Here is a 26,550-nt window from a genome sequence, read left to right as displayed (position 1 = left end):
CACCGTCCGTCCGCACTCGAGCCTCGGCAATCTCACGCCGGCAGAGTTTGCCGCGCGAGGTCGATCAACAGAGCAACCAGGGGCCGTTCTCTAGAGACCGTTGGTCCGAGAAATGCCAGCAGGTCAACCGGGTGCCCGTTCACCTGGCTGATGCTCACAGACGTTGGAGTCGACTCGCTGATGTTTATCGAGATCCCGGTGTGGGCGACGACCTCCTCCACCATCGTGGCAAGGTCGCCGCGAACCCATGGACTCCCAGCGCGCGACGCCAACGGAACTGCGAGAACGAGTAGTGCGAGGAACTAGGCTCGCTTCAGAAGCATCTTCACGCTGCCCAACGGATCGGCGCTCAGCTGCCGGCAAGGGCCGCCGCCGTGGTGGCCCGAAGCGCCGAGCGTCGCCGCCAGACTCTACCGCGGTTGATCGAAGCGCGGCCCTTGACGGTCAGCTGCAGCGCCTTGTTGGACGGCGGGCCACCTGACGCTGTTCTATTTCTCTTCGTCGAGGTCACGAAGAAGCTCCGCGATTTGTTCCTTCGTGAGCTTCCGCAATAAGCCCTTGACCGCGTGGACGCCCTGATCTTTGGCCTTCTCATCTGCCGTGTAACCGAAGGTTGAGAGTTCCGTCAGCGCGAACCCTGGGACCTGATTTATGTGGAGGCGATTACCCTTCTGCGTGAGGGTGAACTGGTAGTCGCCAGTGGTCTTGCGCGCTCGGTAGAGCCTGTTCCGATTGCGAATGACGGGATCAACTGGGCCGACGAAGACCTGCAGCGCTTCACGTTTGCGGTTGGCGATGACGAGCATCCCAGTGGTCGGGTTCTTCGCCTCGGCGTCGACCATCTCTTCGGGGATGCCGTGCCACTCGCCGTAGCCGCCGAGGACCCAGTAGCTGCGCCCATCGCCGTCGCGGAGCCACTTGCGACGCCGGCCGACCGGTGACAGCCGCACACCGAGTCGATCTTCGACCGCTCGAATCACGGCTTCGCGGTCAGCCTCGTCGAACTTGGGTGCCTTCTTCATCCCGCCGTCCAACGGATCGGCAATAAGCTGCCGGCCGCCGCAAACCTACCATGTGTGCTCGGCCAGCCGCGCGACAACTCCGGACCGGCCGGCCGACGGTCTGTGCTGTTGCGAGCCTCTGAGCGGCGGCCGGTCAGCTTCATTGCATGGTTGGGCGGCGTGCGAGGGCATCTACGAACTAGTCGAAGGGACGGCCCTCGAGGTTGTAGAGCATGCCACCAGGCGGTGCCGTTGGGTCTGATACACCCGAAGCGAGCGTCGTCCGCACAGTGATGCCACCAACAAACGCGTCAGCTCTGAAGACGCGAGCCTCGTCCGCTTCGAGGTACTCCACCGCGAGTTGGTTGGGGCTGCGCCACCGGAGGTTCGCACCGTAGGCGGTCTCGGAGCGAACCGCTCCGTACAACGCCGCGACTTCGGTTGCGAGCCGCCAATGGAAGCCGTGCCTAGCGAGAAGCACGCGATAGCCAAACGACGTGGTCGCGCCGCCATTCGTCTCGATGAGGATGGCGTCGACTCTGCCGTCGGGGGAAATGACTCGCGCGACCTCGTCTTCAGATACGAGGAAGCACGAGGACGCGAAGGCCAGCAGCAGGCCAATGACTCTGAGGTTCTTCACGCCGCCCAACAGGTAATGGACCGACCAGCCTTCGCGCCGTCGGCCCTCGTTCCGGCCCATCTTCTCCCCGCAAACACTGCGAAGCAAGCGCGGCCTTCGCCCGCGAGGCTCTTCCTCGCATCGTTTCGCGCTCGCTCGCAGCCTTTCCTCGCAGCGTTCCCTCTCGCAGCGTTTCGCTGCAAAGGCTGCGACGGCGTGGCCTCTCGCATTGGCGCATCCTGAGCATCAGCGCATCACGCGGAGGAGAATCACGCATGGGCAAGCTCTCCGGACAGTTCGCACTCGTCACCGGCGCGGGACAAGGCGTCGGTCAGGGCATCGCGCTCGCGCTCGCGGCGGAAGGCGCGGCGGTCGCCGTCGCGGGGCGCACGCTCGCGAAGTGCGAGGAGACCGCGAAGCAAATCGCCGCGCGCGGCGGGCGCGCGGTCGCGCTGCGCTGCGACGTGTGCGACGCTGGCGACGTGCAGCGCACGGTCGACGCCACGGTGCGCGAGCTCGGGGGGCTCTCGATTCTCGTGAACAACGCGCAGGAGGTGCCCCTCGGCCGCTTGCTCGACGTGACGGACGAGGCGTTCCTCGCGGGCTTCGCGTCGGGCCCGCTCGCGACGCACCGTTTCATGCGCGCGGCGCATCCGCATCTCGCGAAGCGCGGCGGCGTGATCATCAACCTCGGAACGGCGGCTTCTCTGCGCCACGACCCGATCGGATACGGTTGTTATGGCGCGGTGAAGGAAGCCACGCGCACGCTCACGCGCGCGGCGGCCGTCGAGTGGGGCGCGGACGGGATTCGCGCGATCAACATCCTTCCCCTCGCCGAGTCGCCGGGCTTCGCGGGCTGGAAGGCGGCGCGGCCCGAGGAGTACGCCGAGTACTGCAAGGGCATCCCGGTCGGTTACGTGGGCGACTGCGAGAAGGACATCGGCCGCGTGGTCGCGTTCTTGTGCAGCGAAGAAGGCCGCTATGTGAACGGCACCAGCATCACGGTCGACGGCGGCCGGGACTTCTTGCGATGAGCCGCATCGCGTTCGTGACGCGCATCGTTGCGAAGCCCGGGAAGCGCGAGGAGCTGAGGGCGCTGAACGAGTCGGTGTGCGCGCAGTCGCGCAAGGAGCCGGGCACGCTCGTCTACGTGATGAGCCAAGCGAGCGAGACCGCCGACGAGTTCTGGTACTTCGACGTGTACGCCGACAAAGCCGCGTTCGACACACACTGCGCGAGCGACGCCTACAAGCACATGCTCGCGAAGCTCGGTCCGCTCGTGGCCGAGGTGAAGGCGACACCCCTGAGTCCGTTCGCGGCGGTGAACTTCGAGTAAGGGCGCCGCGCGCCTAGGCGAGCCGCTTCCCCATCTTCTGATGCTCGATCCCGGCTTCGTCGAAGCGCGGGCCGATGCTCGCCCAGCCGAGCTTCTCGTAGAACGCGACCACCGCGGCCTGCGCGTGCAGCACGAGATTGCGCGCGCCGATCTCGCGCGCGTGCGCCTCTACGGCGCGCATCAGCTCGGCGCCGAGACCGCTGCCGCGCAGCTCGCGCAGCACCGCCACGCGCTCGACTTTTTGCTGTGCGCCGTAGGGGCGCAGGCACGCGCAGCCGATCGCGCGGCCCGCGGCGTCGCGCGCGAGGAAGTGCGTGCGGTCCGCGTCTTTGCCGTCGATCTCGTCGGCTTCGGAGACACCCTGCTCTTCGATGAACACGCGGCGCCGAATCGCGACGGCTTCCGCCGGCGCGCGGCCGTGGTGACACGAGATGGTGCCGCCGTGCATGCACGCGATGCTCGCGCGCGCGGCGCGGCTTCGCGACTCTGGCGCGCGTGAACTTCTTCGCCCACGCCGTGCTCGCGAGCGAACGCAGCGAAAGCGCCGCGTTCGTGCTCGGCGCGATGCTCCCCGATCTGTGCGGCTTCGCGCGCGTGCGGCTCGCGGGCGCACCGCGAGATGCGCTCGGCGACGGCGTGCGCTTCCACCATGCGAGCGACGCCGCGTTTCACGCGCACCGCGTGTTCGCGGCGCGCTGCACGCAGCTCTCGCAGGCGCTCGAAGCGCGCGGCCTCCGCCGCGGCCCCGCACGCGGCGCGGCGCACGTCGCGAGCGAGCTGCTGCTCGACGGCTGGCTCGCGCGCGAAGCGGGTGTGCCTTCGGCCTATCGCGATGCGCTCGCGAGCGCAGCCCGGTTGTTACGGGAGGGCGAAGTCGCGGAAGGCGCGAGCGACTCGCTGCGCGACGTGTGCGCGCGCATTCACGCTTCGCCGCTGCCCGAGGCCTACGCCGACGCGAGCTTCGTGTGCGAGCGCACGGTGCGCGCACTCGCGCCGCGGCCGTTCCTCGCGCTCGAAGCAGCTGAGCTCCCCGCGCTGGAAGCGGCGATCGCTGCTGCGGGCGAGGAGTGCGCGGTTTGGGCGCCGAGCGTGCTCGACGGCGTGCGCGGCTCGCTGCGGAGCTCGGCGCGATGAAGCGCGCGCTCGCGCTGATCGCACTCGCGCTGTGTGCGTGCACCCTGTCGCCCGATGCGCCGAGCTTCCGCGAGCGCTCGGATCGCGCGCTCGTCGAGTACTTCGCGCTCGCACCCGAAGTCGCCGCCTACCTCGGCGACCACTCGTACGACGGGAAGCTCGCGTACCCCGACGCCGAGTACGTGCGCCGCGCAGTCGCGTGGTCACGCGAGCTCGAAGCGGATCTCGCCGGCTTCGACGCGAGCGCCCTTTCGCGTCGGGAGCGCGTCGAGCGCGCCTCGTGGCGGCTCGTCGCGGGCGCGCTCCGCTTCAGCCTCGAGACCCAGCGCGCTCCGCAGCGAAGCCCGCTGCTCTACGAGAGCGCGTTCGATCTGGCTAGCTACCTCTCGAAGAGCTACGCGCCGCTCGAGCAGCGCGCGCGAGCGCTCGCGGCGCATGCGGACGCGGGCGTGCGCCTGCTCGCTCTCGCGGAGCAGCAGCTCGATCCGGTTTTGCCGCGCGCCGTTCTCGAAGTGGAACTCGGAAACGCGCGCGGCGCGATCGACTTCTTGCGCGACGACGTGCCGGAGGCGCTCGCGCCGCTCGCGAGTAATGACGCGCACGAAGCGGCACTCGCTGCAACGAGCCGGCTCGCGCGGGCGACCAAGCGCTACGTCGAGTTCCTCGAAGCGCGTCTGCCCGCATCCGACGCGAGCTACGCGATCGGCGAGGAAGCGCTGCTCCGCAAGCTGCGCGAGACCGATGGCATCGAGCTCGGCCTCACCGAGATCGAAGCGATTTGCGATGCGGAGGTCGCGCGAGACACGGCGGCGCTCGCGGAGACGGCGCGAGCGATCGATCCGACGCGCAGCGCCGCGGACGTGTTCTTGGATGCGCACAGTGAAAGCCCGCCGGCGCGCGAAGTGCACACACTCGCGCGCGCGCACCTCGAAGGGCTGCGCAGTTCCATGGTTGCGCGGGATGTCGCCTCGATTCCGTCCGAGGACCGCGTGCTCGTGGCGGAGTCGCCGTCGTACATGCGCAGCGCGTTCGCGTGGTTCGTCGCGAGTGGGCCGCTGGAGCCGAAGCCCGTTGAGAGCTTCTTCTACGTGACGTCGACGGGCGCGGATTGGCCCGCGGAGCGCCAGCGCGACTTCCTGCCTCCGCGCGTCGCGCTGCTCGCGCTCAGCGCGCACGAGGGATACCCCGGACACTTCCTGCACGAGCTCTGGATTCGTCGCATTCCGTCGCGCACCGAACGCGCACTCGCGGAGATCGCGAGCACGATCACGTCCGAAGGCTGGGCGACGTACGCGGAAGAGATCGCCTGGGAAGCCAGCGCGCGCGATCCGCGCGAGCACCTCGGCCAGCTCGGCTACTCGCTGATTCGTGCGGGGCGCTGCAAGGCGGCGATCGGACTGCACCTGCGCGGGTGGAGCGTGGCGCAAGCCGCGCGCGCGATTCGCGAGATCTCGCACACGTCGCAGGTGATCGCCGACGAGGAAGCGCTGCGCGGCACGTACGACCCGGAGTATCTCGGCTACACGCTCGCCAAGGCGCAGATTCGCGCGCTGCGCGAAGAGCTGCGCGCGAAGGCGGAACGGGCCGGGCGCGCGTTCTCCGTGCGAGAGTTCCACGACGCGTTCATGAGCTACGGCGGCGCGCCGCTCCCGGCGATTCGCGAGGCGATGCGCGACGCGGCGAGTGATTAGGAGGCACCGTGAAGATCGATGCAGGTCTACTCAGCCCCGATCTCGCCGCGACCGGCGCCGCCGCTGCACGGCTCGAAGCGCAGGGCTTCGGCGCGGCGTGGAGCTTCGAGAGCGCGCACGACGCGTTCATCCCGCTCGTGCTCGCCGCGCAGGCGACGCAGCGCATCGAGCTCGGCACCGCCGTCGCGATCGCCTTCGCGCGCAACCCGATGACCGTTGCGCAGGTCGCCCACGACGTGCAGACGATCTCGCGCGGGCGCTTCATCCTCGGCCTCGGCACGCAGATCCAGCCGCACATCGAGAAGCGCTTCTCGATGCCGTGGAGCGAGCCCGCCAAGCGGCTGCGCGAGTTCGTGCTCGCGGTCCGCGCGATCTGGCGCGCGTGGGAGACCGGCGAGCGGCTCTCCTTCCGCGGTGAGTTCTACACGCACACGCTGATGACGCCGTTCTTCAACCCCGGCCCTAACAAGCACGGCGCGCCGCCGATCTATCTCGCGGGCGTCGGCCCGAAGATGGTCGAGGTGGTGGGCGAAGTCGCCGACGGGTTCCTCGTGCATCCGCTCCACACGCCCGCGTTCCTCGAAGCCGTCACGTTGCCAGCGCTGGGCCGCGGACTCGCGACGAGCGGACGCTCGCGCAAGGACATCGCGATCTCGTGTCAGACGATCGTCGCGATGGGCGGCACGCCTGCGCAGATCGAGACGGCGCGGCAGAAGGCGCGCGGGCAGATCTCGTTCTACGGCTCGACGCCCGCCTACCGAGGCGTGCTCGAGCACCACGGCTACGGCGCGCTCCACCCCGAGCTGAACCGCCTCTCGAAGACCGGCGGCTGGGGCGAGATGATGAAGCGGATCGACGACTCGCTGTTCGACCTGATCGCCGTGTCGGGCACGCCCGCCGAGGTGGGCGCGAAGCTACGCGCGCGCAACGCGAGCTTCGCCGCGCGCACGACGCTGATGCTGTACGACGAAACGGGGGATGCGGAGGCTGTGCGCGATGTGATTCAGGCGGCGAGCTGACTCGCGGTGCGTTTCCACGGCACGAGCCCGCTCACTCCGGCGATCGTGCGCGATCGGCTCAGCGCAATGCCGGCGGCGCGACTCACCAGCTGGGCCTCGGTTCACGTCCTCGCTGCGTCGATCGGGACGCTCTACTGCCACGTCGACGGCAACCACTTCTCGGTGAGCGAGACCGGCGGCACCACAGGCTTCGGCCTGATCGGTGTCGGCGAGATTCACGAGCATGGCGCCGGGTCAGCGCTGCAGCTGCGCTTCACGCTCGGCGCGCTGCCGCTCGTGTGCCTGCCCGCCGCGTTCCTCGTCTCGATCGCTCTCGTCGGCACTGCGTTCCTCGTGGGTGGCGAGGTCGCTCGCGCCGCTTCCGCCGTGGTAGCGCTCGCTCTCGGAGTCCTCTGGCTCGGGACTTGGCTGCGAATTCGATGGACGCTCGGTGAGCTCACGCGCACCATCGGCGAAGTTGACTTCTCGCGCGCCCCGGGTGGATGACGCCAGCTCGAGTGGAGACGCCATGACGCGCTTGTCCGTCAGTTTCTCAGCAGTCCTTGCTCTGACGCTCTCCACGGCCTGCGCGCCCGAAGACCAGATCTGCCGGCGCATGTCGGACCTCTGCGGGACCGACGCCGCCGAGTGCCGCGCGTCCGTCGCCGAGCTGCGGAGCAGCGGCGGCGAGGAAGCCGTGAAGGAGCTGCAGCAGTGCTACGCGGAGGCAGACACCTGCGCGAAGGCGAGAGGCTGCGAGGCCGCGCTCTCGGCGAAGAGCGCGCTCTCGGCGGTCGGCGACTTCCTCGAGTCGTTCAGCGATGGGCTCGAGGGCGAGAAGGACGAGAAGGACGAGAAGTAACGGGCGGTTGTTACTGCCCGAGCGCGAGCCGTCCCCGCGCCTCCGCTGCGCGCGCCAAGTACTCCATGCGCTCCTGCAGCAGCGAGCGCGGATCGATCGCGCGCGCGACGTAGACGTCGACCACGAGCTGCTGCGCGACGGGATCGTTCGGGTCCGCGTGCCACGCCCAGTCCGCGAGGTGCGAGGCGAGCGCGAGGTTGCCTTCCGCGACCAGCGCGCGCGCCTTCTCCGCCACGCGCGCGCTGCCGCCCGCGAGCTCGACGAGCGTGCGCGCTTCCTCGGCGAGCGGCGCGGGGCTCCAGTGCGAGAGCACGTCGTCCCACCAGCCCGTGTATTTCTTCAGCACCATGCGCGAGACGTCGGCGACGCTCGTGTAGTTGACCCGCAGCGTGGGCCGGCTCGCGAGATGAGGCGGCAACGCGACGCGCAGCGGAATCTCGTCCTTGCGCAGGCCCGCGTTCAGGTGCGCGAGGGTCTGATCGATCACGGACTGAAAGGCCTCGGCGAGGGCGAGCAGCTCGCCGCGAATCTGCTGCGGGTCGCGCAGGGCTTCACCGTGCGCGGGCAACAACAACGCGGGCTCGCGCGCGGCCATGTCGCGCAGACCCTGCGCCCAGGCGTCGATGTCGCGCAGCATGCGTTTCGGGTTGCCCGCGTTCGGGAAGAAGCCCTGGTAGTAGTCGGCGCTCGCGAGCGCGCGGCGGCTCGGCACCCACACCCAGAGCTGGTCGTCCGTCTCGCCCTTGCAGTGCGTGAGCACGAAGTCTTCGCCGCCGATCTTCAGCGTGAGCGATCCGCGGAACGTGCGCGTGGGCCACACGAAGTCGTCGCGCGTCGCGGGGCCGTCCTCGAAGCGCTGATTGTTGTACTTCGCGATCGAGCCGCGCAGCTTCAGTAACAACTCGAAGCCGCCCAGCAGCTCCTCGGCCGCGACGATCTCGGGCTTCTCGCCCGCTTCGAGCAGCGCCCACGTGCCGAACGCGTGATCCGCGTGGCTGTGCGTGTAGATCACGGTGTGGATGCGCTGCTTGCTCACGCTGCGAATCGCGTCGAGCAGTCCCGGGCCGCCGGGTGAGTGTCCTGCGTCGACGAGCACGAGGCCGTCGCTCGTCTCGAACAGCACGGCGTTCACGAACGGCATGCGAATCAGCCACGTGCGCGGCGCGACTTCCTCGACGCTCGTCTTCGCGCGCGAGTCCGCGATCGCCGCGGCATCGCGCGAGTGCATGCGATTCGCGACGAGCGCGGAGCTCGCGCCGCCGAAGCCTGCGTCGCGCTGCAGCGCAGCCGCGAGCTCGGGGTGCTCGCGCATGAGGAGCGCGCGCGGGTCTTGCTGGGCAGTCGCCGCGAGCACACTCGCAAAGCACATCGCGAACGAGAGCGAGACGATGCGAATCACAGGCCCTCCTCGAAGCAGATGATCAGGACGGCGCGCGCCGCCGAAACGCCTGCCACGCCTGCACCGCGCTCCACAGCGCACACAGCGCGACGCCGCCCGCCTCGCGCGCGAGCTCGTCGCTCGAATCGAGCATCTGCCAGTGCGTGAACGCCTCCTCGCGCGCGGCGAAGAGGCTCGGCGCCATGCGCAGCGCGAGAAACACGTACATCGCGAGCGCCGCCGCGATCGGGATGCGCGGCAGCTCGCCATGCGCGGCGCGCGCGGCGAGGAGCGCGGCGACGGCGTACAGCGCGATCCAGTAGAGCGCGTCGGGATCGTTCCACTGCGCCGCGGCGCAGGCGACGAAGACCGCCGCCATGGCGCCCGCAGCGATGCGGAACGCGCGGCTCACGCGGCGGCGCGGCGGTTGTTGGGGTGCGTCACGCCTTCGGCTTGCCGAAGACGCCCGCGCTGCGCAGCGTCGCGAGCTCGCCCGCGCTCTTGCCCAGCACACGCGCCAGCACTTCGTCCGTGTGCTGTCCGGCGCTCGGCGCCTTCGCCGGAACAGGCAACGCCTCGCCGGGGAACTTCACCGGGTACGGGAGCATCTCGGCGCCGCACTGCTCCACCGTGTAGAGCGGGAAGCGATCCTTGAACTGCGGATCGTCGACGATGGTCTTCGGCGTGTTGAACGGCGCGATCGGGAAGTCCTTCTCCTCGCCGAGCGCGATCCACTCCTTCGCGGTCTTCGTCTTGAAGATGTCGCGCAGGATCGCCTGCAGCTCGCGATTGCCGCGCGCGTGGTCCGCGTACTTCGAGCCCGGCCAGCGCTCGAAGAGATCCGGTCGGCCCACGCACAGGCAGAAGTTCTTCCAGAACGCCTGCTCCGAGGCCATGAACAGCACGTGCGCGTCGGAGCTCTCGTAGATCTGGTATCGCACGCCTTCCTTCATGCCGGCCGTGCCCGGCGCGCGGCGGAAGTAGTTGTCGGACTTGTTGCCCGTAACAACATCCTCGGGCCGGTTGTACGCGAGCCAGCTCTCGATGCGATACCAGTCCATGTATGCGGTCGCGTCGCTCTGGCCGACTTCCAGCTCGCAGCCTTCGCCGGTGGCGCGCGCGCGGATCACTGCCGCGAGGATGCCGAGCGCGCCGAACATCGGGCCCGCGTGCATGCCGATCGAGGCGTGCTCGGGGATGAAGCAGAAGCCGTCGGCGTCGTACTCGGGCTTGATCGCGCCGCCCCAGGTGTCGTACGCGATGCCGTGCGAGGCCAGGTCGCGATACGGCCCGGTCGCGCCGTAGCCGGAGATGTTGCAGAAGACGATCTTCGGGTTGATCGCGCGCAGATCCTGATAACCGAGGCCGCGCGCCGCGAGCGAGCCGGGCCGCATCGCCTCGATCACGACGTCGGACTTCGCGACGAGGTCTTTGTAGATCTGCGCGCCTTCCGCAGTCTTCAGGTCGAGCACGATGCTCTTCTTGCCGCGGTGCACGTGCAGGTGCAGCAACGAGACGCCCTCGACGATGGGCCACGTCATGTCGCGGATGTAGTCGCCGGCGGGCGACTCGACCTTGATCACGTCGGCGCCGAGATCCGACAGATGCGTGCCGATCGCGCCGGGACCGAGCAGCGAGGATTCGATCACGCGCAGACCTGTGAGGGGGCCACCTTGATGCATCGAAGACTCCGAGTGGTTGGAAGGGTTCAGGCGAGAATCGCGCGCGCGATCGACTCATCGAGGTGCGACGGGTCGCACCACGACAGCTGCAGCTGCTTAGCGCGGCGGAAGAAGAGCTGGATGTCGTACTCGATCGTGAAGCCGACGCCGCCCCACACCTGCTGACACATCGCCGTCGTGTCGCGGAACGTGTCGCAGGCGAACAGCTTCGCCATCGGCGCGAGGCGCGCGATGTCGCCGCCTGCGTCGCGCACGCTCGCGGCCTCGTAGGTGAGGTACTTGCTGCCGTCGAGTGCGGTACGCGCGTCGGCGAGGTAGTGCGAGATCGCTTGGAACGCGCCGATCGGCTTGTCGAATTGCTTGCGGTCCTTCGCGTACTGCACGGTGATCTCGAGCGCTCGCTCGCACGCGCCGTTCGCGAACGCGGCGAGCACGACGAGCGCGTCGCGCAGCACTCGCTCCCACGCGACCCAGCCGGCGTTCACCGCGCCGACGCGCGCGTCGTCGCTCACGCGCACTGCGCTGAAGCTCACTTCGTACTCGGTGCCCGAAGCGAGGCCGCGCACCTGCTTCGCCGTGACGCCCGGCGCGTTCGGGTCGACGAGCAGCCACGTCACGTCGCTCTCGGCATCGCCCGTGCGCGCGAGCACGAGCAGGCGCGTCGCGTGCGACGCGAACGCGACGTTGCGCTTCACGCCACTCAGCTCCCAGCTCGCGCCGTCTCTGCGCGCGCGAAGCTGCACGCCGTTCGGGCCGAAGCCGCGCTGGGGCTCGAGCCACGCCGGCGTGAGCACCGCTGCGCCGCTCGCGATGTGCGGCAGCCACGCCTCGCGCTGCGCCTCGCTGCCCGCGGCGAGCAGCGCGCTCGCGCACACGGCGCTCGAAACGAACGCAGGCGACGGCGCGAGCGCGCGGCCGAGCTCCTCGAACGCGACAGCCTCGTCGAGCAGCCCCTGCCCCGCGCCGCCATGAACCTCGGGCACGAGAATCCCGAGCACGCCCGACTCGCCGAGCTGCTTCCACAGCGCATCCGGCCAGCCGCGCGCGTCGTCTTCGAGCGCGCGCACCACCGAGACGGGCGAGTGCTCGGCGCACACGCCGCGCACGAGATCGCGCAGCGCTTGCTGCTCGTCTGTAAAGTCGAGGTTCACAGCCCGCGCCCGCTTGTTAAGGGCGCCAGGCTTCCCCGCGCCGCGCCCACGGGTTGTCGCCCGGGGCGGTGGGCACGGCGATTCGCGCGGTGCACTCGGTCGTGGTCTTGTCGCCGACGGTGAGCCACACCGAGAGATCGACGAAGCCGCAGCCCGTCGCGTCCTTCTCGACTTTGTCCACCTTGCCGTGGAACACCATCGTGTCGCCCGGGAACACGGAGTCCCGCATGCGGAACTTGATGCGCGCCAGGCGGCCGTGCGGCCCGGTCCAATCCGTGATGTAGCGCTCGAAGTAGGCGGCGTTGTGCGGGGTGTTGATGAAGATGTGCCGCGTGCCGTTGCGATTCACCGCGAAGTCTTTGTCGTGGTGCATCGGCCGCCAGTCGCGGCTCGCGAGCGCGCCGAGCACGACGGTCGTCGGCGAGACTTCGATCTTCAGCTCCGGCAGCGCTTCGCCGGCCTTGATGCTGTCGAGGGTGCGGACTGCGTGCATCACTTCTTCCTTCGGTAGCCGTAACCGGTGTACGTCTCGATCGCGACGAGCTCGCCCTTCTGGTTCTCGTAGTGCACCTCGAGCCCCCAGAAGTGCCCCATGCCGAGCTTCGTCTCCTTGAGCGGCGAGATCGACGTGATCACTTGGTGGGTCTTCAAGCGGTCGCCCACGCGCACGGGCTCGTAGAACGTGATCGCGTTGTCGGTCATCACCGCTTCCGGAACGCCGAGACGCTCCTTCAAGTCGAAGTGGCACTGCAGCGGCACGGCGCCTTCGTCCTTGCCCGGCGACCAGTGATGCGGGCGAAACCAGACCGAGATCATCGTCGGCGGCGCGATGAAGCCGCCCGCGATTTCGTTCGCGGCCTTCTCGTCCCAGAACAGCGGGTTGCCGTTCATCACCGAGGAGCAGGTGGTGAAGATGTAACCGCGCTCGACGTCGAACTCGCCCCACAGCTCGTAGCGCTTCTGACCGATCCAAGCTTGGACGTCGGCCGGGATCTCGGACATGACTTCTCCAGTTGTTAGGCTCTGACGAGAGGTTCGTGAGCAGCGAGCGTCGAGTGTCCCGCGCACGTCGAGGCCACTGTTCGATCTCCGCTCGCCTCCGGCTCGCTGCGCTTCGCTTGCGTCAGGCGATGATTCCGAACGCCTTGAGATCTTCGATGCGGTTCGCGGACATCCCCGCTTCCTTGAGCAGCGTGACGGTGTCCGAGCGCGACGCGTCGCGCGCTTCGAACGGCTCGCCGTCGCGCTCCATGCCCGCGAGCACGGGCGCGACTTGCTGGAACGCGCCGCGGTTCGCATGCAGCGCCTCGCTGAAGGCGCCGCGCGCCGCGAGGTGCTTGTCCTTCACCAGCTCCTCGATCGAGTAGACCGCGGTCACGCACGTGTCGTTCGGCGCGAGCTCCTTCACCCAGTCGTCGCGATCGCGCGACTTGAAGGCGTTCGCGAACGCCGCGCGGATCTGCGGCTGCGCGACGTCGTCGTACTGCTTGTTGATGAACTGCGCGCAGCCGAGGGCCTTGCACAAGTTCGTGTAGAAGTGGCCCTCGATCGCGCCGACGGCGAGCCACTTGCCGTCGCGGCACACGTAGGTGTCGTAGAACGCGTAGCGGCCGGTGAGCACGTCGTGGCCGGGGCCGGGCTTCTCGCCGGTGGCGAGGAACTCGTCGATGTAGAGCGAGGTGAGCGTGAGCACGCCGTCGGTGGTCGAGACGTCGAGGAACTCGCTCTTCTTCGTCGTGTGCCGGCGCTGGAGCGCGGCGAGCACCGCGATCGCGGCGTGCATGCCGCCCGCCGCGCTGTCGGCGACGGTGGCGCCGGGCAGCGGCGGCTTGCCGCCCGAGCCGCGGCCGCTCGTGTGCAAGAAGCCGCCCATCGCCAAGTAATTGATGTCGTGGCCTGCCCACTGCGCGGCGGGACCGGATTGTCCGTAGCCGCTGGTCGCCACGTAGATGATGCCCGGGTTGATGCGCTTCACCGATTCGAAGTCGATCCCCAATCGCTTCGCGACGCCGGGCCGGTAGCTCTCGACGATCACGTCGGCGAGCTTCGCGAGCTTCATGAACGCGTCGCGGCCCTCGGGCTCTTTCAGATCGAGGCGCGTCTGCAGGAAGCCGCGGCGCGCGCTGTAGGCGTAGAACGCGGGCTCCACCTGTACGCCCGCGCGGCGCGGCGGCGCGCCGACCTTAATCACTCGCGCGCCGTAGTCGGCGAGGATGCGCGTGCAGCGCGTGCCTGGGCCGACGGTCGAGAGGTCGAGCACCGTGATGCCGCCGAGCGCCGGCGGCAGATCGCTCTTCGGGCGCCTCGGCCGCTTCGCCGCGACGACCGGGGCCTTCACCGGCATGCGGCGGCCGGGGACGATGCGCTTGCGCGGTTTCATGCAGGCTCTCCCATGCGCCTGCCGCCGGTTCCAAGCGCGCAGGTGCGCGCGACGGTTGGTCGAGCGGGGCGAAGCACCGCGAGACCGCTCGCTCGGCGAGCTACCGGGGGCGAAGGCGCGGCTATGGTATTCGAGACGCCGCGTCTTGTAAATCAAACCCCGCAGGGGCGGCGACCGATGGTCAGGCCGAAGTGCGCGGAATGCTGTAGGAATTGGCGCTCTTCGAAGGAACCCCCATGCTCATCCGCCGCTGCTCCGTGCGCGCGCTCGCGATCGCAATCCTCGCCTCAGCGCTGCTCGGCGCCTGCGCCAGCACGCCGGTGGGCGGCGACTGGCAGGTCGTCGAGGGCGCGAACTTCGCGATCTACACGGACGGCGACCTCGAAGAGGCGCAGCAGCTCTACCGCGAGCTCGAAGAGTTCCGCGCGGCGATGACTTGGTTCACGAGCCTGCAGAAGGCGAAGCTCGGAAAAGTTCGCCTGATGGTCTTCAAGAGCGGCACCGACGCGCTCCCGTATCTGATCGACAAAGAAACTGGCGCTTGGGCGAACGTGACGGCGAGCGGCAGCCTCGGCGTCGCGAAGCTCGGCGGGCAGAACAAGCCGATCGATCGGCAGACGCTGAAGCGCGATCTCGTGAAGCTGTGGCTCGACGACGCGCGCGTGCGCTCGCCGAACTGGTATCGCGAGGGGCTCGCGGAGCTCGTGTCTGCGTTCCAGATCGAGGGCAACACGATTCAGATCGGCGGCCTGCCACCGATCGAGCTCTCGCAGTACGCGGCGCTGATCGCGGACGAGAAGGAAGGCCGCCAGCCCGGCGCGCTGCTGAGCGAAGAGCCCGGCCGCTACGTGAAGGAAGACCGCGCGCGCGTGTGGCTCGCGGTGCATTACCTGATGGTCGCGAACCGCGAGCGGCAGGATGAGCTCGCGGCGTACTTCCGCGCCTGGTCGAAGGGCACCCCGAGCGCTGACGCGTTCGTCGCGGCGTTCGGGCAGGCGCCCGCCGACTTCTACCGCCTCGAAGTCGGCCGCTACGGCACGCGCGCGCTCGCGGCACGCCAGTACAGCCTCGAGGGCAAGTTCCCCGATCCGCGTGTACGCGAGGCGAACAACGAGGAGATCGAGAAGCTCGTCGCGGAAGTGGACCGCGCGGTGCAGCGGCTGCGCTAGGAGACGCTCGTCGACAGCCAACCCCGCGCCCGTGGAAGCAAGATCGCGGAATCGGCGTCTGACGCTGAATCCGCGATTCTTTCGCAACTTCGCCCGTAAGTCGCGCGGGCGCGCCTTCAGGTCATCGCGACGAGCGCCTGAATCGATCTTCCGATTCGCCCCGCGCGATCGAACTGCACCACCTCGGCGATACCGACGCCCGCTTGGTTGCTGATCAGCGCGGGTCGGTAGCCGAGCCACTCGCCCTCGGGCGCGCGCTCACGGTAGATCGTGATGTCGGCGTTGATGAAGCGCGTGCCGGTGTCGCGCGGCGTCTGGCCCGCGTGGCGCAGGAAGAGGTGGCCGCCGATCGCGAAGGTGAGGTCGCTCAGCATGCCGAAGCGCACCTGCGGCGAGGTGATCTCGCCAGCGACGAGCGTGAGCGGCGTCGTGATCCATGCCGCGAGCCCGAGCTCATCGCGGCCGATGCGCGCCTCGATCGAGAAGTGAAAGCCGGGCGGTACGTCGCGCGCGAACGCGCTCGGCATGAACTCGATCGCTTGCGCGCGCTCGGGCGGCAGCGGCGTGAGCGCGGGCTCCGAGGAGCTGCCGGCGAGCTCGGCGCGCGGCACGAGCAGCAGTGCCGAGGCGCGCGCGATCTCTTCATCTCCCCGTAACAACATGCCCTCGACGAGGCCGAGCTTGCGCCCGCGCCGCACCCAGCGCGTCGCGAGGCGCAGCGGCACGCGCGGCACGGGCTTGCACAGGTCGATCGTCAGGCGCGCGAGCTGGAGCCCGCTCTCGCGTTCCGCGAGCTCCGCCATGCGCGCGAACAAGCCCGCCGGCGGCGCGCCGTGCTGCGTGTCCGGCGACCACGGCCCGCCCGCCCACTTCGTCGGCACGAAGAGCTCGCCCGCGCGCTCGTAGATGCAGTCGGCTGTCGCGCTGACTTCGCTCGCGCTCAAACGCGCACCGGCACCGTCGCGAAGCCGCGAACGTGCGCTTGATAAGTGCGCGTGAGGCTCGCCTCGTCGACCGCGTACTCGGGCCAGCGCGCGCGGAGTTCTTCGAGCGCGATGCGCGCCTCGAGGCGCGCGAGCGACTTCCCGATGCACACGTGCTGCCCGTGGCCGAAGTAGATCTCGCGACCGCGCTGGCGGCGCACGTCGAGGCGATCGGGGTCGGGGTACTCGCGCGGATCTCGGCCCGCGCTGCCCGTCACGAGCGCGACGCGAGCGCCCGCCGGAATCGTGACGCCGTGCCAGGTCGTGTCCGTCTGCGCGACGCGGCCCTGGTACTGCGACGGCGCGTCGTAGCGCAGCACCTCCTCGATCGCGTCGGGAATGAGCGCCGGCTCGCGCCAGATCAGCGCGCGCTGATCCGGGTTGCGGAACAGGTACACGGTGAGGTTCCCGATCAGCTTCGTGGTCGTCTCGGCGCCCGCTCCCCCTAACAAGTTGCAGAACGCGCCGATCTCGTCGTCCGTCAGCGCGCGCGTCTCGCCGTCGACGTCGTCGTAGGTCGCCTCGGCCATCAGCGAGAGGAAGTCGTCCTGCGGATGCTTCCTGCGCTCGGCGAGCAGCTCGCGAATCATCGACTGCGAGCGCATGATCGCGTCGATGCCGGCCTGCGGCGGCATGTTCGTGCTCGGGTCGCGCTCGAGGCTGCGCTCGATGTTCGCTCGGAACTCGGCGCGGTACTCGACGGGGAAGCCGAGCAGCAGGCTGATCACGTCCATCGGGAACTTCACCGAGAACTCGGCCTGCATGTCGAACGCGCGGCGGCCTTCGAGCTTGCCGAGGTGCTCGCGCGCGATCGCGCGAATCTTCGGCTCGAGCGCGGCGATGCGGCGCGGCGTGAACCCGCGGCTGACGATGTTGCGCACGCGCGTGTGGCGCGGCGGGTCCATCCCGATGATCGAGAAGAACTCGCCCGGCATGCTGCGATTCTCGAGCGTGGGCCCGAGCCGCGAGCTGAACGTCTTCCAATCGAGCGTCGCGTTCCACACGTCTTCGAAGCGGAACAGCGCGTAGAAGTCCATGCGCGGGTTGTATGCGCACGGCGCGTGCTCGCGGAACCACGCGTAGGCGGGATAAGGATCCTGCTGCATCTCGTGCGTGTAGGGGTCGTAGATGCGCTCGGAGCTGGGCATCTGCGCACGATAGGCGCGGCGAGCGGGCGGTCGCCTCAGAGCGGTCATTCCGGCCGGGCCAAAATGATCGGGCGGTCATTTTGGCCCGGCCGGAATGAGCGGCGATCCGCATGCAGCGCCATCTCCGCGCGCGTAGATTGCGCGCCTTTCGCGGGAGGCGGCATGGGCAAGCTCGAAGGACGCGTGGCGGTGATCACGGGCGCGGGGCGCGGCATCGGCGCGGCGGTGGCGGAGACGATGGCGGCGGAAGGCGCGTGCGTCGTCGTGAACGACCTCGGTGTCGCGCTCGACGGCGGCAACGCGAGCGGCGGGCCAGCGCAGGAAGTCGTCGACAAGATCCTGAAGGCCGGCGGCAAGGCCGTCGCGAACACCGCGAACGTGACGAGCTTCAGCGAGACGAAGGAGCTCGTCGCGACGGCGATCCGCGAATTCGGGCGCCTCGACATTCTCGTGAACGTCGCGGGCATCATCCGCGACGGCCTCGTCTGGAAGCTCACCGAGGATCAATGGGACTCGGTGATCGCGGTGCATCTCAAGGGCACCTTCAACACGATCCGCCACGCGAGCGAGTGGTGGCGCGACAACCGCGGCGGCCAGTACCGCATCATCAACTTCGTGTCGGGCTCGGGCCTCTACGGCTCGCCCGTTCAGCCGAACTACGCCGCCGCGAAGATGGGCATCGTCGGCCTCACGTTCTCGTGCGCGAACTCATTAGGGCAATACGGCGTCACGGCGAACTGCATCGCGCCGGTCGCGTTCACGCGCATGACCGAGAGCCTTCAGGGCAAGAGCACGCTGATGAACTACAGCCCCGACAACCCGCGCATCAGCGTCGCGAACGTGGTGCCGCCCGTCGTCTACCTCGCGAGCGAGCGCAGCGCGTGGCTGAACGGGCGCGTCGTGCAGTGCGGCAACGGCCGCATCGGCCTGTTCGCGAACCCGGTGATCACGCGCGAGGTCGTAACGGACGGCGTGTGGGAGATGGACACGGCCTTCGCCGAGATGGAGAGCGCGTTTCAGGAAGCGATCCTGTACCCGAATCCGTTTGCGCGGCCGAAGGGGTGAGCGCGCTTACGCGGCGAGCAGGCCGCGCAGGTTCGCGCTCATGATGCGCTCCTGATCGCGCGCACTGAACTCCGCGATCTCGGGCAAGAAGTCCAGCGGCCGCGCGAGGCCCTCGGGATGCGGGAAGTCGCTGCCGAACAGCACGCGCTCGATGCCGATCGCGTCGGCGAGCCTGCGGATCGGCTCTTCGTAGAACGGCGCGATGTAGACGTGCGCGCGCAGCGTCTCGTGCGGATGGCGCGAGAACTCGCGCGGCATCTGGCCGTAGGCGTGCGCGAGCGCATCCATCAGGCCGAACACCCACTTCGAGCCGTTCTCGATGCTGGCGACGCGCACGCGCGGGTGACGGTCGAAGACGCCGTGGCAGATCAGCGCCGCGAGCGAATCGTGGATCGCGCGCGAGCTGAGCCCCATCACCTGGCGGAACGGGTCGGGCTTGAACGGGAGAAACTCGCTGCCGCCCTGCCACATTCGCGAGAAGCGGTCGTAGCCCGAGTCGCTCGCGTGCATCGAGACGAAGATCCCGGCCTCTGCGACGCGCGCCCAGAACGGATCGAACTCGGCAAAGCCGAACGAGCGGCTGCCGCGATAGCCCGGCACCGGCGCCGGACGCAGGCCGATGCTGCGCGCGCCGCGCGCGAGCGCCCACTCCAGCTCGCGCACCGCCATCTCGACATCCATCAGCGTCACGAACGGCACGGCGAAGATGCGCCCCTCGCGCGCGAAGCCCCACGTCTCGAACATCCACTCGTTCAGCGAGTGCAGCACCGCGTTCATCAGCGCGTGGTCGAAGCTCATGCGCTCTTCGACCGCGCTCGCGAGCGTGGGGAAGATCAGCGTCGCGTGGACGCCCTGCTCGTCCATCAGCTTCAGGCGATCGGCGCCGTTGCGGAACGCAGGCGGACACGCGATCGGCTTGCCTGACAACTCGCGCAGCGTGAGGCCCTCGCTGTTCTGCGCGCGATACCACTTCTCGTGCGCGCCGGGCGCGGCGAGCACGTCGAAGGTCGGGTTCGGGATGTAGTCGCTGATTTGGCCGCCGATCGCGAGCTTCTTGCGCCCGTTCACCGTGACGTACTGGAACTGGCTCGCGTACTTCTTGGGCAGATGCGCGAGGATCGCTTCCTCGGGTTCGTAGAGATGATTGTCGGCGTCGTAGACCGGATAGCCGAGCGTCTCCATCGAGATCTCCCTAATCACTCTCGCCGAAGAACAGGCGAGCGGCGTTGCGGTAGAGGTACTTGTCGAGCACGCCTTCGCGCAGCGGCAGCGCAGGCAGCTCGTCGAAGTGGCGCGCGAGCGGGACGCTCGGATGATTCGAGGCCCACAGAATCTTGTCCTGGCCGCGCGTGTTCATGAAGTGAATCAGCTCCGGCGGCAGCCGCTTCGGCGCCCACGCCGAGGTCTGCAAGTGCAGCCCGCGGTACTTCATCATCAGCCGGATCGCGACGTCCCACCACGGATCGGCGCCGTGACACATCACGAGCTTCAGCTCGGGAAAGTGGAAGCAGACGCGATCGAGATGCATCGGGTGCTGGCACTCGCCCGGCACCGGCGGCACGGGCAGGCCCGTGTAGACGCCGCACACGAGGCCGAGCTCGATGCACTTCGCGTAGATCGGGTAGTAGAGCGGAGCATCGGGCGCGAGATCGTGCTGGAACGGGACCACGCGTGCCTCGACGAGCTCGCGCGGGTACGCGCGCTTCACCGCTTCGAGCGCGCGAATGCCGCGCATCGCGTTGTTAGGGTCGAGGCTCGCAGCGAGGAAGAATCGGCCGGGGTGCTTCTCCAGGAACGCGAGCACGTGCGGATTCGGCGCGAGCGGATCGACGCCGAGCACCGCGCGCGCGATCCCGTGCGCGTCCATCTGCGCGGCGACTTCGTCCGTGGTCAGGTCTCGAAACAGCGCGTCGCCCTGCTTGAACGTCTCGCGCTCCGCAGCCTTCAGCCACTCGGGCATGCCGAGCCGGCTCATGTCGACGTTGATCGCGAGATCGATCGCTCGAAGCTTCGCCACGCGCGCCTCCGCGGGTGCGGAGCCGCATCATACGCCGCCGCTCGAGGCGCTAAGCAGGCTCCGGGTCGACGACGGCCGTGTAGACGAGGCTCGCCGTCGAGAGTAGGCCGACGAGGCCGGTCAGCGTCGTGACCGACACGAGCCAGCCCATCAGCTGAATCGGTGGTGCGCCGGCGATGAAGTGCGCGGTGAGCGGCGTCATTGCCAGCAGCACGAACGGCGCGACGCGCCAGCCGCGTCGCACCGCGAAGACGATGAGGAAGATGTGCACCATCAGCAGCGCGGTCATGGGGGCTCCAACACCTGTGTGTGGTGTTGAGTACCGCGTGCGCTCGCCGACGTGACGAACTGCGCATGCGATGCGCACCGAACGCGACGGAATTGCCGGGCACTCGCACCGCGCGGGCGCACGCGTGCAGACGCGCCTCGCGCAGGGAAGGCCGAGCAGCCGCCCTCGATTCCCGCGGCGCGCTCAAAAGTTCTTAGGCAGCCCCAGCCCTCGCCGCGCGATGATGTTCTTCTGGATCTCGCTCGCGCCGCCGCCGATCGTGTCGACGACCGTGTAGCGGTAGCTGCGCTCGAAGCGACCACCGAGCGGCGCGCTCGCTTCGCCGGGTCGTTGCGCGCCTTCCTCACCCATTAGGTCGAGCGCGGCGTTCGCGAGGCGCTGCCCGGTCTCGTTCATGAAGAGCTTGTACTGCGACGACTCGACCGTCGGAATTCGGTTCGACAGCGCGGCGCTGATCACGCGCCGCTGCAGCACGCGCGCCACCTCCACCTCGGTCGCGATGCGCGCAAGCCGGTGCCGCGCGTTCGCGTCGCTCGCGACGGGCGCGCCGTCGCGCTCGGCGCCGCGCACCCAGCCGACGAGCGCTTCGAGCTTCTTCTCGAGCGGGCCCACGGGCATCATCGCGAAGCGCTCGAGGTCGAGCGCCTCGCTGATGTAGGTGAATCCCTCGCCGACTTTGCCGACGACGTAGTCGTCGGGCACGAACACGTCGTCGAAGAACACTTCGTTCGTGCGCTCGTCGCCGATCGTCTCGATCGGACGGATCGTGAAGCCGGGGTGGTTCATCGGAATCAGGAACAGCGTGATGCCGTCGTGCTTCTTGGTGGCGTCGGTGCGCGCGCCCACCCAGTACCAGTCGGCGAAGTGCGCCGACGTGGTCCACGTCTTCTGCCCGTTCAGCTTCCAGCCCCCGCTCACTCTCTCGGCCTTGAGCTGCATGTTCGCGGCGTCGCTTCCCGCGTTCGGCTCGCTGTAGCCGATCGCGAACTCGATCTCGCCGCGCATGATCTGCGGCAAGAACTCGCGCTTCATCTTCTCGCTCGCGCGCCGAATCAGCGTCTTGCCGACGATGCCGACGCCCTTGCCCGGCTGCGGTGCGCCCCAGCGTGCGAGCGCTTCGGTCAGCACGAAGTCGTAGATGCCTGATGACTCGCGCCCGCCGTACTCCTTCGGCCACGACATGCCGAGCCAGCCGCGCTCCGCGAGCTTGCGCATGAACGCGCGCTTCGGGGGCGTGTCGACGGTCTGCGAGAGCTGCTCCGGGTTCGCATCCATCACGTCGGCGGAGTAGTTCTCGCGCAGGAACTGCTCGACCTCAGCCTCGAAAGCTCTCTCCTCTGGCGTCAACTCGAAGTCCACGGGCCTATCCCTTCCTTCCCATCCTCTCGCGCAGCTCTGCGCTCAGCCGCTCTTCGTTGCGCATCGCTTCCTGCATCGCGTGCTCGTGGCCGAAGTTGATGCCCGCCTTGGCCGCTTCGACCGCGGGCGCCGGATTCGCTGCGATCGATTTCGCGAGCTCGCGCACTTCGCTCATCAGCTTGTCCGCAGGCACGACGCGGTTCACGAGCCCGCACGCGAGCGCTTCGTCGGCCAGGATCGTGCGCGCGCTCATCAGCAGCTCCAGCGCCTTCGCGCGGCCGACGATGCGCGGGAGTAGGTGCGTGCTGCCGAGGCCCGCGAGGATGCCGAGCTTCGCGAACGCGAAGCCGATCTTCGCGCCCTCGGCCGCGATGCGGATGTCGCACGGCAGGATCATCGTGACACCGACGCCGATCGCGGCGCCGTTCACCGCCGCGATGAGTGGCTTCGGATACGAGGCCATCTCGAGCGGCAGCTTCTTGAGAAAGTCCTCTTCGCCGAGCCGCGGGCCCTTCGAGGCGTTCGCGCCCGCCTGATGCGCCTTCAAGTGCTCGAGGTCGACGCCTGCGCAGAAGCCGCGGCCCGCTCCCGTAATCACCACCGCGCGCACCGCGGCATCGTCGCGCCACGCGCGGATCGCGGAGGTCACCTCGTCGCCCATCTCGGTGGTGTAGGCGTTCAGCTTCTCGGGGCGATTCAGCGTGATCGTGCCGACGCCGTCGGCGACCTCGGTGAGGATGAAACTCGGCATCAGCCCTCACCCGTGTACGGCGCCCACTTCGGCTTCCTCTTCTCGAGGAACGCCTTCGTGCCCTCGACCATGTCGGGGTGCGCGCTGTGTGCGTCGAGGATGTCGTGCGCGGCGTCGAGGCCCTCTTCGATGCCGTGCTCGAGGCTCGTCCAGATCGCGCGCTTGGTGCGCGCCAGCGCGGTGGGCGAGTAGCGCGCGATCGTGTCCGCGAGCTCGCGCGCGCGAGTCATCAGGTTCGCCGCGGGCACCACCTCGCCCACGAGGCCGATCTCCCGCGCTCGCGCGGCGCTCATGCGCTCCGCGCTCCCGAGCAGCGCCATGCGCATCACCGCGTCGAGCGGAATCTTGCGCGCGAGGCTCGCGGGCTCGAGCGCGGAGACGAGACCGACCTCGCAGTGCGTGTCGAAGAACGTCGCGCCCTCCGCCGCGATCACGAGGTCGCTGTCCGCGACGAAGTGCAGCCCGCCGCCGACGCACATGCCGTTCACGGCGGTGATCACGGGCTTCCAGCAGCGGTTCTGCAGCGCGGTGATCTGCGAGTACGGCGCGTCGAGGCGCCTCCCCGTCGCGTAGTGCTGCGAGTCGCCGCTCGCAGTCGAGGTGATGTCCCAGCCGGTGCAGAAGGCCTTCTCGCCCGCGCCCGTAACGACTGCGCACACCACCTCGGGATCGCGCGAGATCTCGCCCCAGTAGCGCCGCAGCTGTTGCGTCATCTCGTAGTCGAAGGCGTTGCGCGCCTTCGGGTTGTCGAGCGTGAGCGTGGCGACGCCGCCGGACTTTTCGAAATGCACCGTTCCGGGCATCACCTACTCCTTGGCGATGATCGCGATCCCGCACGCGGTCGGGTGACCGCCGATGTTGTGGCTGAGCGCGACGCGCGCGTCCTTCACCTGGCGCTTGCCCGCTTTGCCGCGCAGCTGCTGCACGTTCTCGTAGATCATGCGCACGCCTGTCGCGCCGGTCGGGTGACCGAAGGCCTTGAGGCCGCCATCGGTGTTCACGGGCAGCTCGCCTGACAACTCGAACGTGCCGCTCGCGATGTGCTCCTTGGCGGAGCCCTTCTCGATGAAGCCGAGATCCTCGTACGTGAGCAGCTCGGTGAGCGTGAAGCAGTCGTGCACCTGGGCGACGTCGATCTCGTCGAACGGCCTGGTGATGCCGGCCTGCGCGTAGACCTCCGCGGCGGCCCAGCCCGTCGGCTTCCACGACAGAAAGTCGTTGCCCGGATCTTTCTGAGGATTCGGGCCCGACATGATGCTCACGCCCTTCACGAGAATGCGATCCGGCCCGTAGCTCTTCGCAAGGTCCGCGCGCGTCACGATCGCGGCGGCGGCGCCATCCGTTTGCGCCGCGCAGTCGTACAGCCCGAAGGGCCACGAGATCATGCGCCCGTTCAGCGCTTCCTCGACCGTGATCTCGCGCTTCAGAAAGCTGTTGGGCGCGAGGCAGCCGTTCTTGTGGTTCTTCACCGCGATCTTCGCGAGCTCCTCGCGGCCCGCGCCGTACTTCGCGAAGTAGGTCGACGCGCACAGCGAGAACCAGCCCGCGGGCGTCTGCGGCAGATCGCGCACGCGATCCATCATCACGCTCGGGCCGGAGACGCCGCGGTCCTTGGGCTTGTCGTATCCGACCACGAGCACCGTGTCGTACACGCCCGCCGCGATAGTCATCACCGCCATGCGGAACGCGTCGGTGCCCGTCGCGCAGTAATTGCTGACCATCGTCACGGGCTTGCCGAACAGCTTCAGCGCGTCGCTGCACTCGAGCGGGCCCTTGTTCGAGTAAATCGAGCCGGTGAACACCGCGTCGATCTGGCGCTGCGGGTTCTCGATGCCGGCGTCGGCGTAGGCCTCGTACGCCGCGTCGACGATCATGTCGCTCGGCGCCTTGTCCCAGTTCTCGCCAAACTGGCAGCAGCCGACGCCGACGACGGCGGCTTTGTCGCGAAGCGCGTCGATGCGCATCTCAGTTTCCCTCCGGAAGGGGCACGCCCTTCCAGTAGTAATTAGGTCTGCCGCCGCCTTGGTGGACGCGGCGGAACTCGAACTCGACGGGCAGGCCGAGACGCACCTGCTCCGGCTTGACGTTCACGAGCTGGAGGTGCACGCGCGCACCGTCGATCTCCGTCACGGTCACGACCGTCGGCGGATCCGGCGTGGGGAAGAAGAAGTCGAACGTGTACGTCAGCACCGTGCCGATGCGATCCGAGAGGCGCACCAGCTCGAAGTCGTCCTTCGCGAAGCAGCGCTCGCAGATGCGCTGGATCGGGAACTGCACGCCGCCGCAGCGGTTGCACTTCTGGCCCTTGAACGCGACGTCTTCCTCTCGTTCCCGGAAGTGGATCGTGGCGCTGAGGCCTTGATCGCGGCCCGCGGCGTACTCCTTGGTGTCGAGGCCACGCGCCGCGCGATAGCGGTCGTAGCTCGCGACGGCGCGGCGGCGCGCGAGGTGCCAGGCGACGCCGCGGCGCGGCTCGAGCTTGCCGATGTGATCCGTCACCGCGAACGCCAGCGCTTCGCCGCCGTCGCCGTACGCGGCGAGCAGCACGCGCTCGCCCTGCTTCGCGCTCTCGAGCGCCGCGCATAACAACAGCGGCGCAAACGCGACGCCGGCATTGCCGAGCTTTCCGAACAGCGGGTCGACGAGCTTCGCCGCGTCGAGCTTCAGCGCGCGCGCGGCGCCCTGATGACTGCGCGCATCGGGGCCGAACAGCGCGACCTTCGAGAAGTCGCCGGCCCTTGCGCCGAGCTTCGCGCACAGGCCGCGCACCACTTCCGTGACGCCGGGCGTGTAGCCCTCCTGCACGACGAAGCGCTCTTCCCACGAGTGCACGAAGGGGTCGCCCTCGCTGCGCCACGTGTCGACGATCTCGTCCGAGATTGCGTACGCGCCCTCGAACGTGGCGATCGCATCCGCGCCGCCGATCAGGAACGCGGCCGCACCGTCGCCAAAATTCTGTTCGAGCCCCGAGCCCGGCGCACCGAGCCGCGCATCGCTCGCGATCACGAGCACGCGGCGCGCGCTGCCGGCGGCGACCGCGTCGAAGGCAGCGTGCAGCGCGTCGGTGCCCGCGCGCAGGGAGCCCGAGACATCGGTGGTGCGCACGTCGCGGCGCAGGTCGAGCGCCTTCGCGACGAGCGCCGCAGCCTGTTTCTCCTTGAACGCGTAGGTGGTCGACGCGAAGAGCAGCGCATCCACGCTCGCGCGATCGAAGCCGCGCAGGCAGTTCACGCCCGCGGTGACGCCCATCGTGACGGCGTCCTCGTCGTTCCACGCGACGGAGCGTTCGGGGCCCCCATCCTTCGGAGCGCGGCCCGCCATCACCGAAAAACCGAGGCGCGTCGGTGGGATGTAGGCGCCGAACGAGACGATGCCGGGCATGCGCAGCCTCCGGGGCCGCTGGGCGCGCCGAGTCGGGTCGCCCGCGGGGTGAATTTCGAGCCGGGGCGTATCGTAACCAGGCGAGATCGGCGCGGTCAAAGGCGGATTCGCGCGCGCTCCACGTTGACGCACCCGCGGAACGTCCCCGCGCCGCGC

General features: G+C 68.8%; 29 protein-coding genes. 9 read left to right on the top strand and 20 right to left on the bottom strand.

Translation table 11 applies throughout. From position 1 onward, the window contains the following. Positions 1-488: 488 nt before the first annotated feature. Together FJ091_16480 and FJ091_16475 are read right to left on the bottom strand one after the other, a co-directional pair. Positions 489-1,022, bottom strand: a complete 534-nt coding sequence (locus FJ091_16480) for a hypothetical protein (GenBank protein ID MBM4384949.1) — start codon at positions 1,020-1,022, stop codon at positions 489-491. Positions 1,023-1,200: 178 nt separating this feature from the next. Continuing rightward, positions 1,201-1,641, bottom strand: coding sequence for a hypothetical protein (locus FJ091_16475; protein ID MBM4384948.1), 441 nt, complete (start codon positions 1,639-1,641; stop codon positions 1,201-1,203). A gap of 254 nt (positions 1,642-1,895) precedes the next feature. Here FJ091_16475 and FJ091_16470 point away from each other — a divergent pair, with 254 nt between their 5' ends. Together FJ091_16470 and FJ091_16465 are read left to right on the top strand one after the other, a co-directional pair. Next, a complete protein-coding gene (locus FJ091_16470) occupies positions 1,896-2,654 on the top strand; it encodes an SDR family oxidoreductase (protein MBM4384947.1) in 759 nt (252 codons plus the stop codon). Next, positions 2,651-2,956, top strand: a complete 306-nt coding sequence (locus FJ091_16465) for an antibiotic biosynthesis monooxygenase (protein ID MBM4384946.1) — start codon at positions 2,651-2,653, stop codon at positions 2,954-2,956. Before FJ091_16470 ends, FJ091_16465 begins: the two co-directional genes overlap by 4 nt. A 13-nt stretch (positions 2,957-2,969) precedes the next feature. Here the strand turns inward: FJ091_16465 and FJ091_16460 are convergent, their stop codons facing one another. Then, on the bottom strand, positions 2,970-3,404 hold the full coding sequence (locus FJ091_16460) for a GNAT family N-acetyltransferase (protein MBM4384945.1): 435 nt from the start codon (positions 3,402-3,404) through the stop codon (positions 2,970-2,972). Positions 3,405-3,451: 47 nt separating this feature from the next. Between FJ091_16460 and FJ091_16455 the strand changes: the two genes are divergently transcribed. The 5 genes from FJ091_16455 to FJ091_16435 all read left to right on the top strand — a co-directional run bounded on the left by FJ091_16455 (position 3,452) and on the right by FJ091_16435 (position 7,641). Continuing rightward, positions 3,452-4,090, top strand: coding sequence for a hypothetical protein (locus tag FJ091_16455; protein MBM4384944.1), 639 nt, complete (start codon positions 3,452-3,454; stop codon positions 4,088-4,090). Next, complete coding sequence (locus FJ091_16450) at positions 4,087-5,781, top strand: DUF885 domain-containing protein (protein MBM4384943.1); 1,695 nt, start codon at positions 4,087-4,089, stop codon at positions 5,779-5,781. The genes FJ091_16455 and FJ091_16450 overlap by 4 nt, the downstream gene beginning before the upstream one ends. Positions 5,782-5,789: 8 nt before the next feature. After that, a complete protein-coding gene (locus tag FJ091_16445; protein ID MBM4384942.1) occupies positions 5,790-6,800 on the top strand; it encodes a TIGR03617 family F420-dependent LLM class oxidoreductase in 1,011 nt (336 codons plus the stop codon). 66 nt (positions 6,801-6,866) lie between these two features. Further along, the gene (locus FJ091_16440) at positions 6,867-7,286 is read left to right on the top strand and encodes a hypothetical protein (protein ID MBM4384941.1); all 420 of its coding nucleotides are present in this window, start codon (positions 6,867-6,869) and stop codon (positions 7,284-7,286) included. A gap of 109 nt (positions 7,287-7,395) precedes the next feature. Continuing rightward, on the top strand, positions 7,396-7,641 hold the full coding sequence (locus FJ091_16435; protein ID MBM4384940.1) for a hypothetical protein: 246 nt from the start codon (positions 7,396-7,398) through the stop codon (positions 7,639-7,641). Between the two features lie 10 nt (positions 7,642-7,651). Here the strand turns inward: FJ091_16435 and FJ091_16430 are convergent, their stop codons facing one another. The 7 genes from FJ091_16430 to FJ091_16400 all read right to left on the bottom strand — a co-directional run bounded on the left by FJ091_16430 (position 7,652) and on the right by FJ091_16400 (position 14,196). Further along, positions 7,652-9,040 carry an MBL fold metallo-hydrolase gene (locus tag FJ091_16430; GenBank protein MBM4384939.1) on the bottom strand — a complete coding sequence of 463 codons (1,389 nt, stop codon included), beginning with the start codon at positions 9,038-9,040 and terminating at the stop codon, positions 7,652-7,654. A 22-nt stretch (positions 9,041-9,062) separates the two neighbouring features. Further along, entirely contained in the window at positions 9,063-9,431 is a 369-nt protein-coding gene (locus FJ091_16425) for a hypothetical protein (GenBank protein ID MBM4384938.1), read from the bottom strand. Between the two features lie 28 nt (positions 9,432-9,459). After that, positions 9,460-10,701 carry a CoA transferase gene (locus FJ091_16420; GenBank protein ID MBM4384937.1) on the bottom strand — a complete coding sequence of 414 codons (1,242 nt, stop codon included), beginning with the start codon at positions 10,699-10,701 and terminating at the stop codon, positions 9,460-9,462. Between the two features lie 26 nt (positions 10,702-10,727). After that, positions 10,728-11,852: an acyl-CoA/acyl-ACP dehydrogenase gene (locus tag FJ091_16415; GenBank protein MBM4384936.1), complete on the bottom strand. Its 1,125-nt coding sequence runs from the start codon at positions 11,850-11,852 to the stop codon at positions 10,728-10,730. Positions 11,853-11,868: 16 nt separating this feature from the next. Next, on the bottom strand, positions 11,869-12,345 hold the full coding sequence (locus FJ091_16410) for a hypothetical protein (GenBank protein MBM4384935.1): 477 nt from the start codon (positions 12,343-12,345) through the stop codon (positions 11,869-11,871). After that, entirely contained in the window at positions 12,345-12,854 is a 510-nt protein-coding gene (locus FJ091_16405; GenBank protein ID MBM4384934.1) for a MaoC family dehydratase N-terminal domain-containing protein, read from the bottom strand. Before FJ091_16405 ends, FJ091_16410 begins: the two co-directional genes overlap by 1 nt. Before the next feature lie 121 nt (positions 12,855-12,975). Beyond that, a complete protein-coding gene (locus tag FJ091_16400) occupies positions 12,976-14,196 on the bottom strand; it encodes a CoA transferase (protein MBM4384933.1) in 1,221 nt (406 codons plus the stop codon). Between the two features lie 272 nt (positions 14,197-14,468). Here FJ091_16400 and FJ091_16395 point away from each other — a divergent pair, with 272 nt between their 5' ends. Then, positions 14,469-15,401: a hypothetical protein gene (locus FJ091_16395; GenBank protein ID MBM4384932.1), complete on the top strand. Its 933-nt coding sequence runs from the start codon at positions 14,469-14,471 to the stop codon at positions 15,399-15,401. A gap of 116 nt (positions 15,402-15,517) precedes the next feature. Here the strand turns inward: FJ091_16395 and FJ091_16390 are convergent, their stop codons facing one another. Together FJ091_16390 and FJ091_16385 are read right to left on the bottom strand one after the other, a co-directional pair. Beyond that, positions 15,518-16,345, bottom strand: coding sequence for a thioesterase family protein (locus FJ091_16390; GenBank protein MBM4384931.1), 828 nt, complete (start codon positions 16,343-16,345; stop codon positions 15,518-15,520). Then, the gene (locus FJ091_16385; protein ID MBM4384930.1) at positions 16,342-17,532 is read right to left on the bottom strand and encodes a cytochrome P450; all 1,191 of its coding nucleotides are present in this window, start codon (positions 17,530-17,532) and stop codon (positions 16,342-16,344) included. The genes FJ091_16390 and FJ091_16385 overlap by 4 nt, the downstream gene beginning before the upstream one ends. A gap of 162 nt (positions 17,533-17,694) precedes the next feature. On the opposite strand from FJ091_16385, the gene FJ091_16380 reads away from it, so the two are divergent. Then, positions 17,695-18,597: an SDR family NAD(P)-dependent oxidoreductase gene (locus tag FJ091_16380; GenBank protein MBM4384929.1), complete on the top strand. Its 903-nt coding sequence runs from the start codon at positions 17,695-17,697 to the stop codon at positions 18,595-18,597. 6 nt (positions 18,598-18,603) lie between these two features. Here FJ091_16380 and FJ091_16375 read toward each other — a convergent pair whose 3' ends face one another. From FJ091_16375 to FJ091_16340, 8 genes are all read right to left on the bottom strand, one after another. Continuing rightward, entirely contained in the window at positions 18,604-19,779 is a 1,176-nt protein-coding gene (locus FJ091_16375) for an amidohydrolase (GenBank protein MBM4384928.1), read from the bottom strand. Between the two features lie 10 nt (positions 19,780-19,789). Further along, the gene (locus FJ091_16370) at positions 19,790-20,572 is read right to left on the bottom strand and encodes an amidohydrolase (protein ID MBM4384927.1); all 783 of its coding nucleotides are present in this window, start codon (positions 20,570-20,572) and stop codon (positions 19,790-19,792) included. A gap of 91 nt (positions 20,573-20,663) precedes the next feature. After that, positions 20,664-20,903 carry a hypothetical protein gene (locus tag FJ091_16365; GenBank protein MBM4384926.1) on the bottom strand — a complete coding sequence of 80 codons (240 nt, stop codon included), beginning with the start codon at positions 20,901-20,903 and terminating at the stop codon, positions 20,664-20,666. A gap of 183 nt (positions 20,904-21,086) precedes the next feature. After that, positions 21,087-22,262 (bottom strand): acyl-CoA dehydrogenase family protein, encoded by a 1,176-nt coding sequence (locus FJ091_16360; protein MBM4384925.1) that lies wholly within the window; start codon positions 22,260-22,262, stop codon positions 21,087-21,089. A gap of 4 nt (positions 22,263-22,266) precedes the next feature. After that, positions 22,267-23,013 carry an enoyl-CoA hydratase/isomerase family protein gene (locus tag FJ091_16355; protein MBM4384924.1) on the bottom strand — a complete coding sequence of 249 codons (747 nt, stop codon included), beginning with the start codon at positions 23,011-23,013 and terminating at the stop codon, positions 22,267-22,269. Continuing rightward, on the bottom strand, positions 23,013-23,816 hold the full coding sequence (locus FJ091_16350; GenBank protein MBM4384923.1) for an enoyl-CoA hydratase/isomerase family protein: 804 nt from the start codon (positions 23,814-23,816) through the stop codon (positions 23,013-23,015). Before FJ091_16350 ends, FJ091_16355 begins: the two co-directional genes overlap by 1 nt. Positions 23,817-23,819: 3 nt before the next feature. Next, on the bottom strand, positions 23,820-24,977 hold the full coding sequence (locus FJ091_16345) for an acetyl-CoA acetyltransferase (protein ID MBM4384922.1): 1,158 nt from the start codon (positions 24,975-24,977) through the stop codon (positions 23,820-23,822). 1 nt (position 24,978) lies between these two features. Continuing rightward, the gene (locus tag FJ091_16340) at positions 24,979-26,394 is read right to left on the bottom strand and encodes a hydroxymethylglutaryl-CoA synthase family protein (protein MBM4384921.1); all 1,416 of its coding nucleotides are present in this window, start codon (positions 26,392-26,394) and stop codon (positions 24,979-24,981) included. Positions 26,395-26,550 lie beyond the last annotated feature (156 nt).

It is taken from the genome of Deltaproteobacteria bacterium, assembly GCA_016875395.1.
Taxonomy (GTDB): Bacteria; Myxococcota_A; UBA9160; order UBA9160; family UBA6930; genus VGRF01.
Note: the sequence above shows the minus strand (reverse complement) of the source record. Positions and strands in the feature narration are given on the sequence as shown.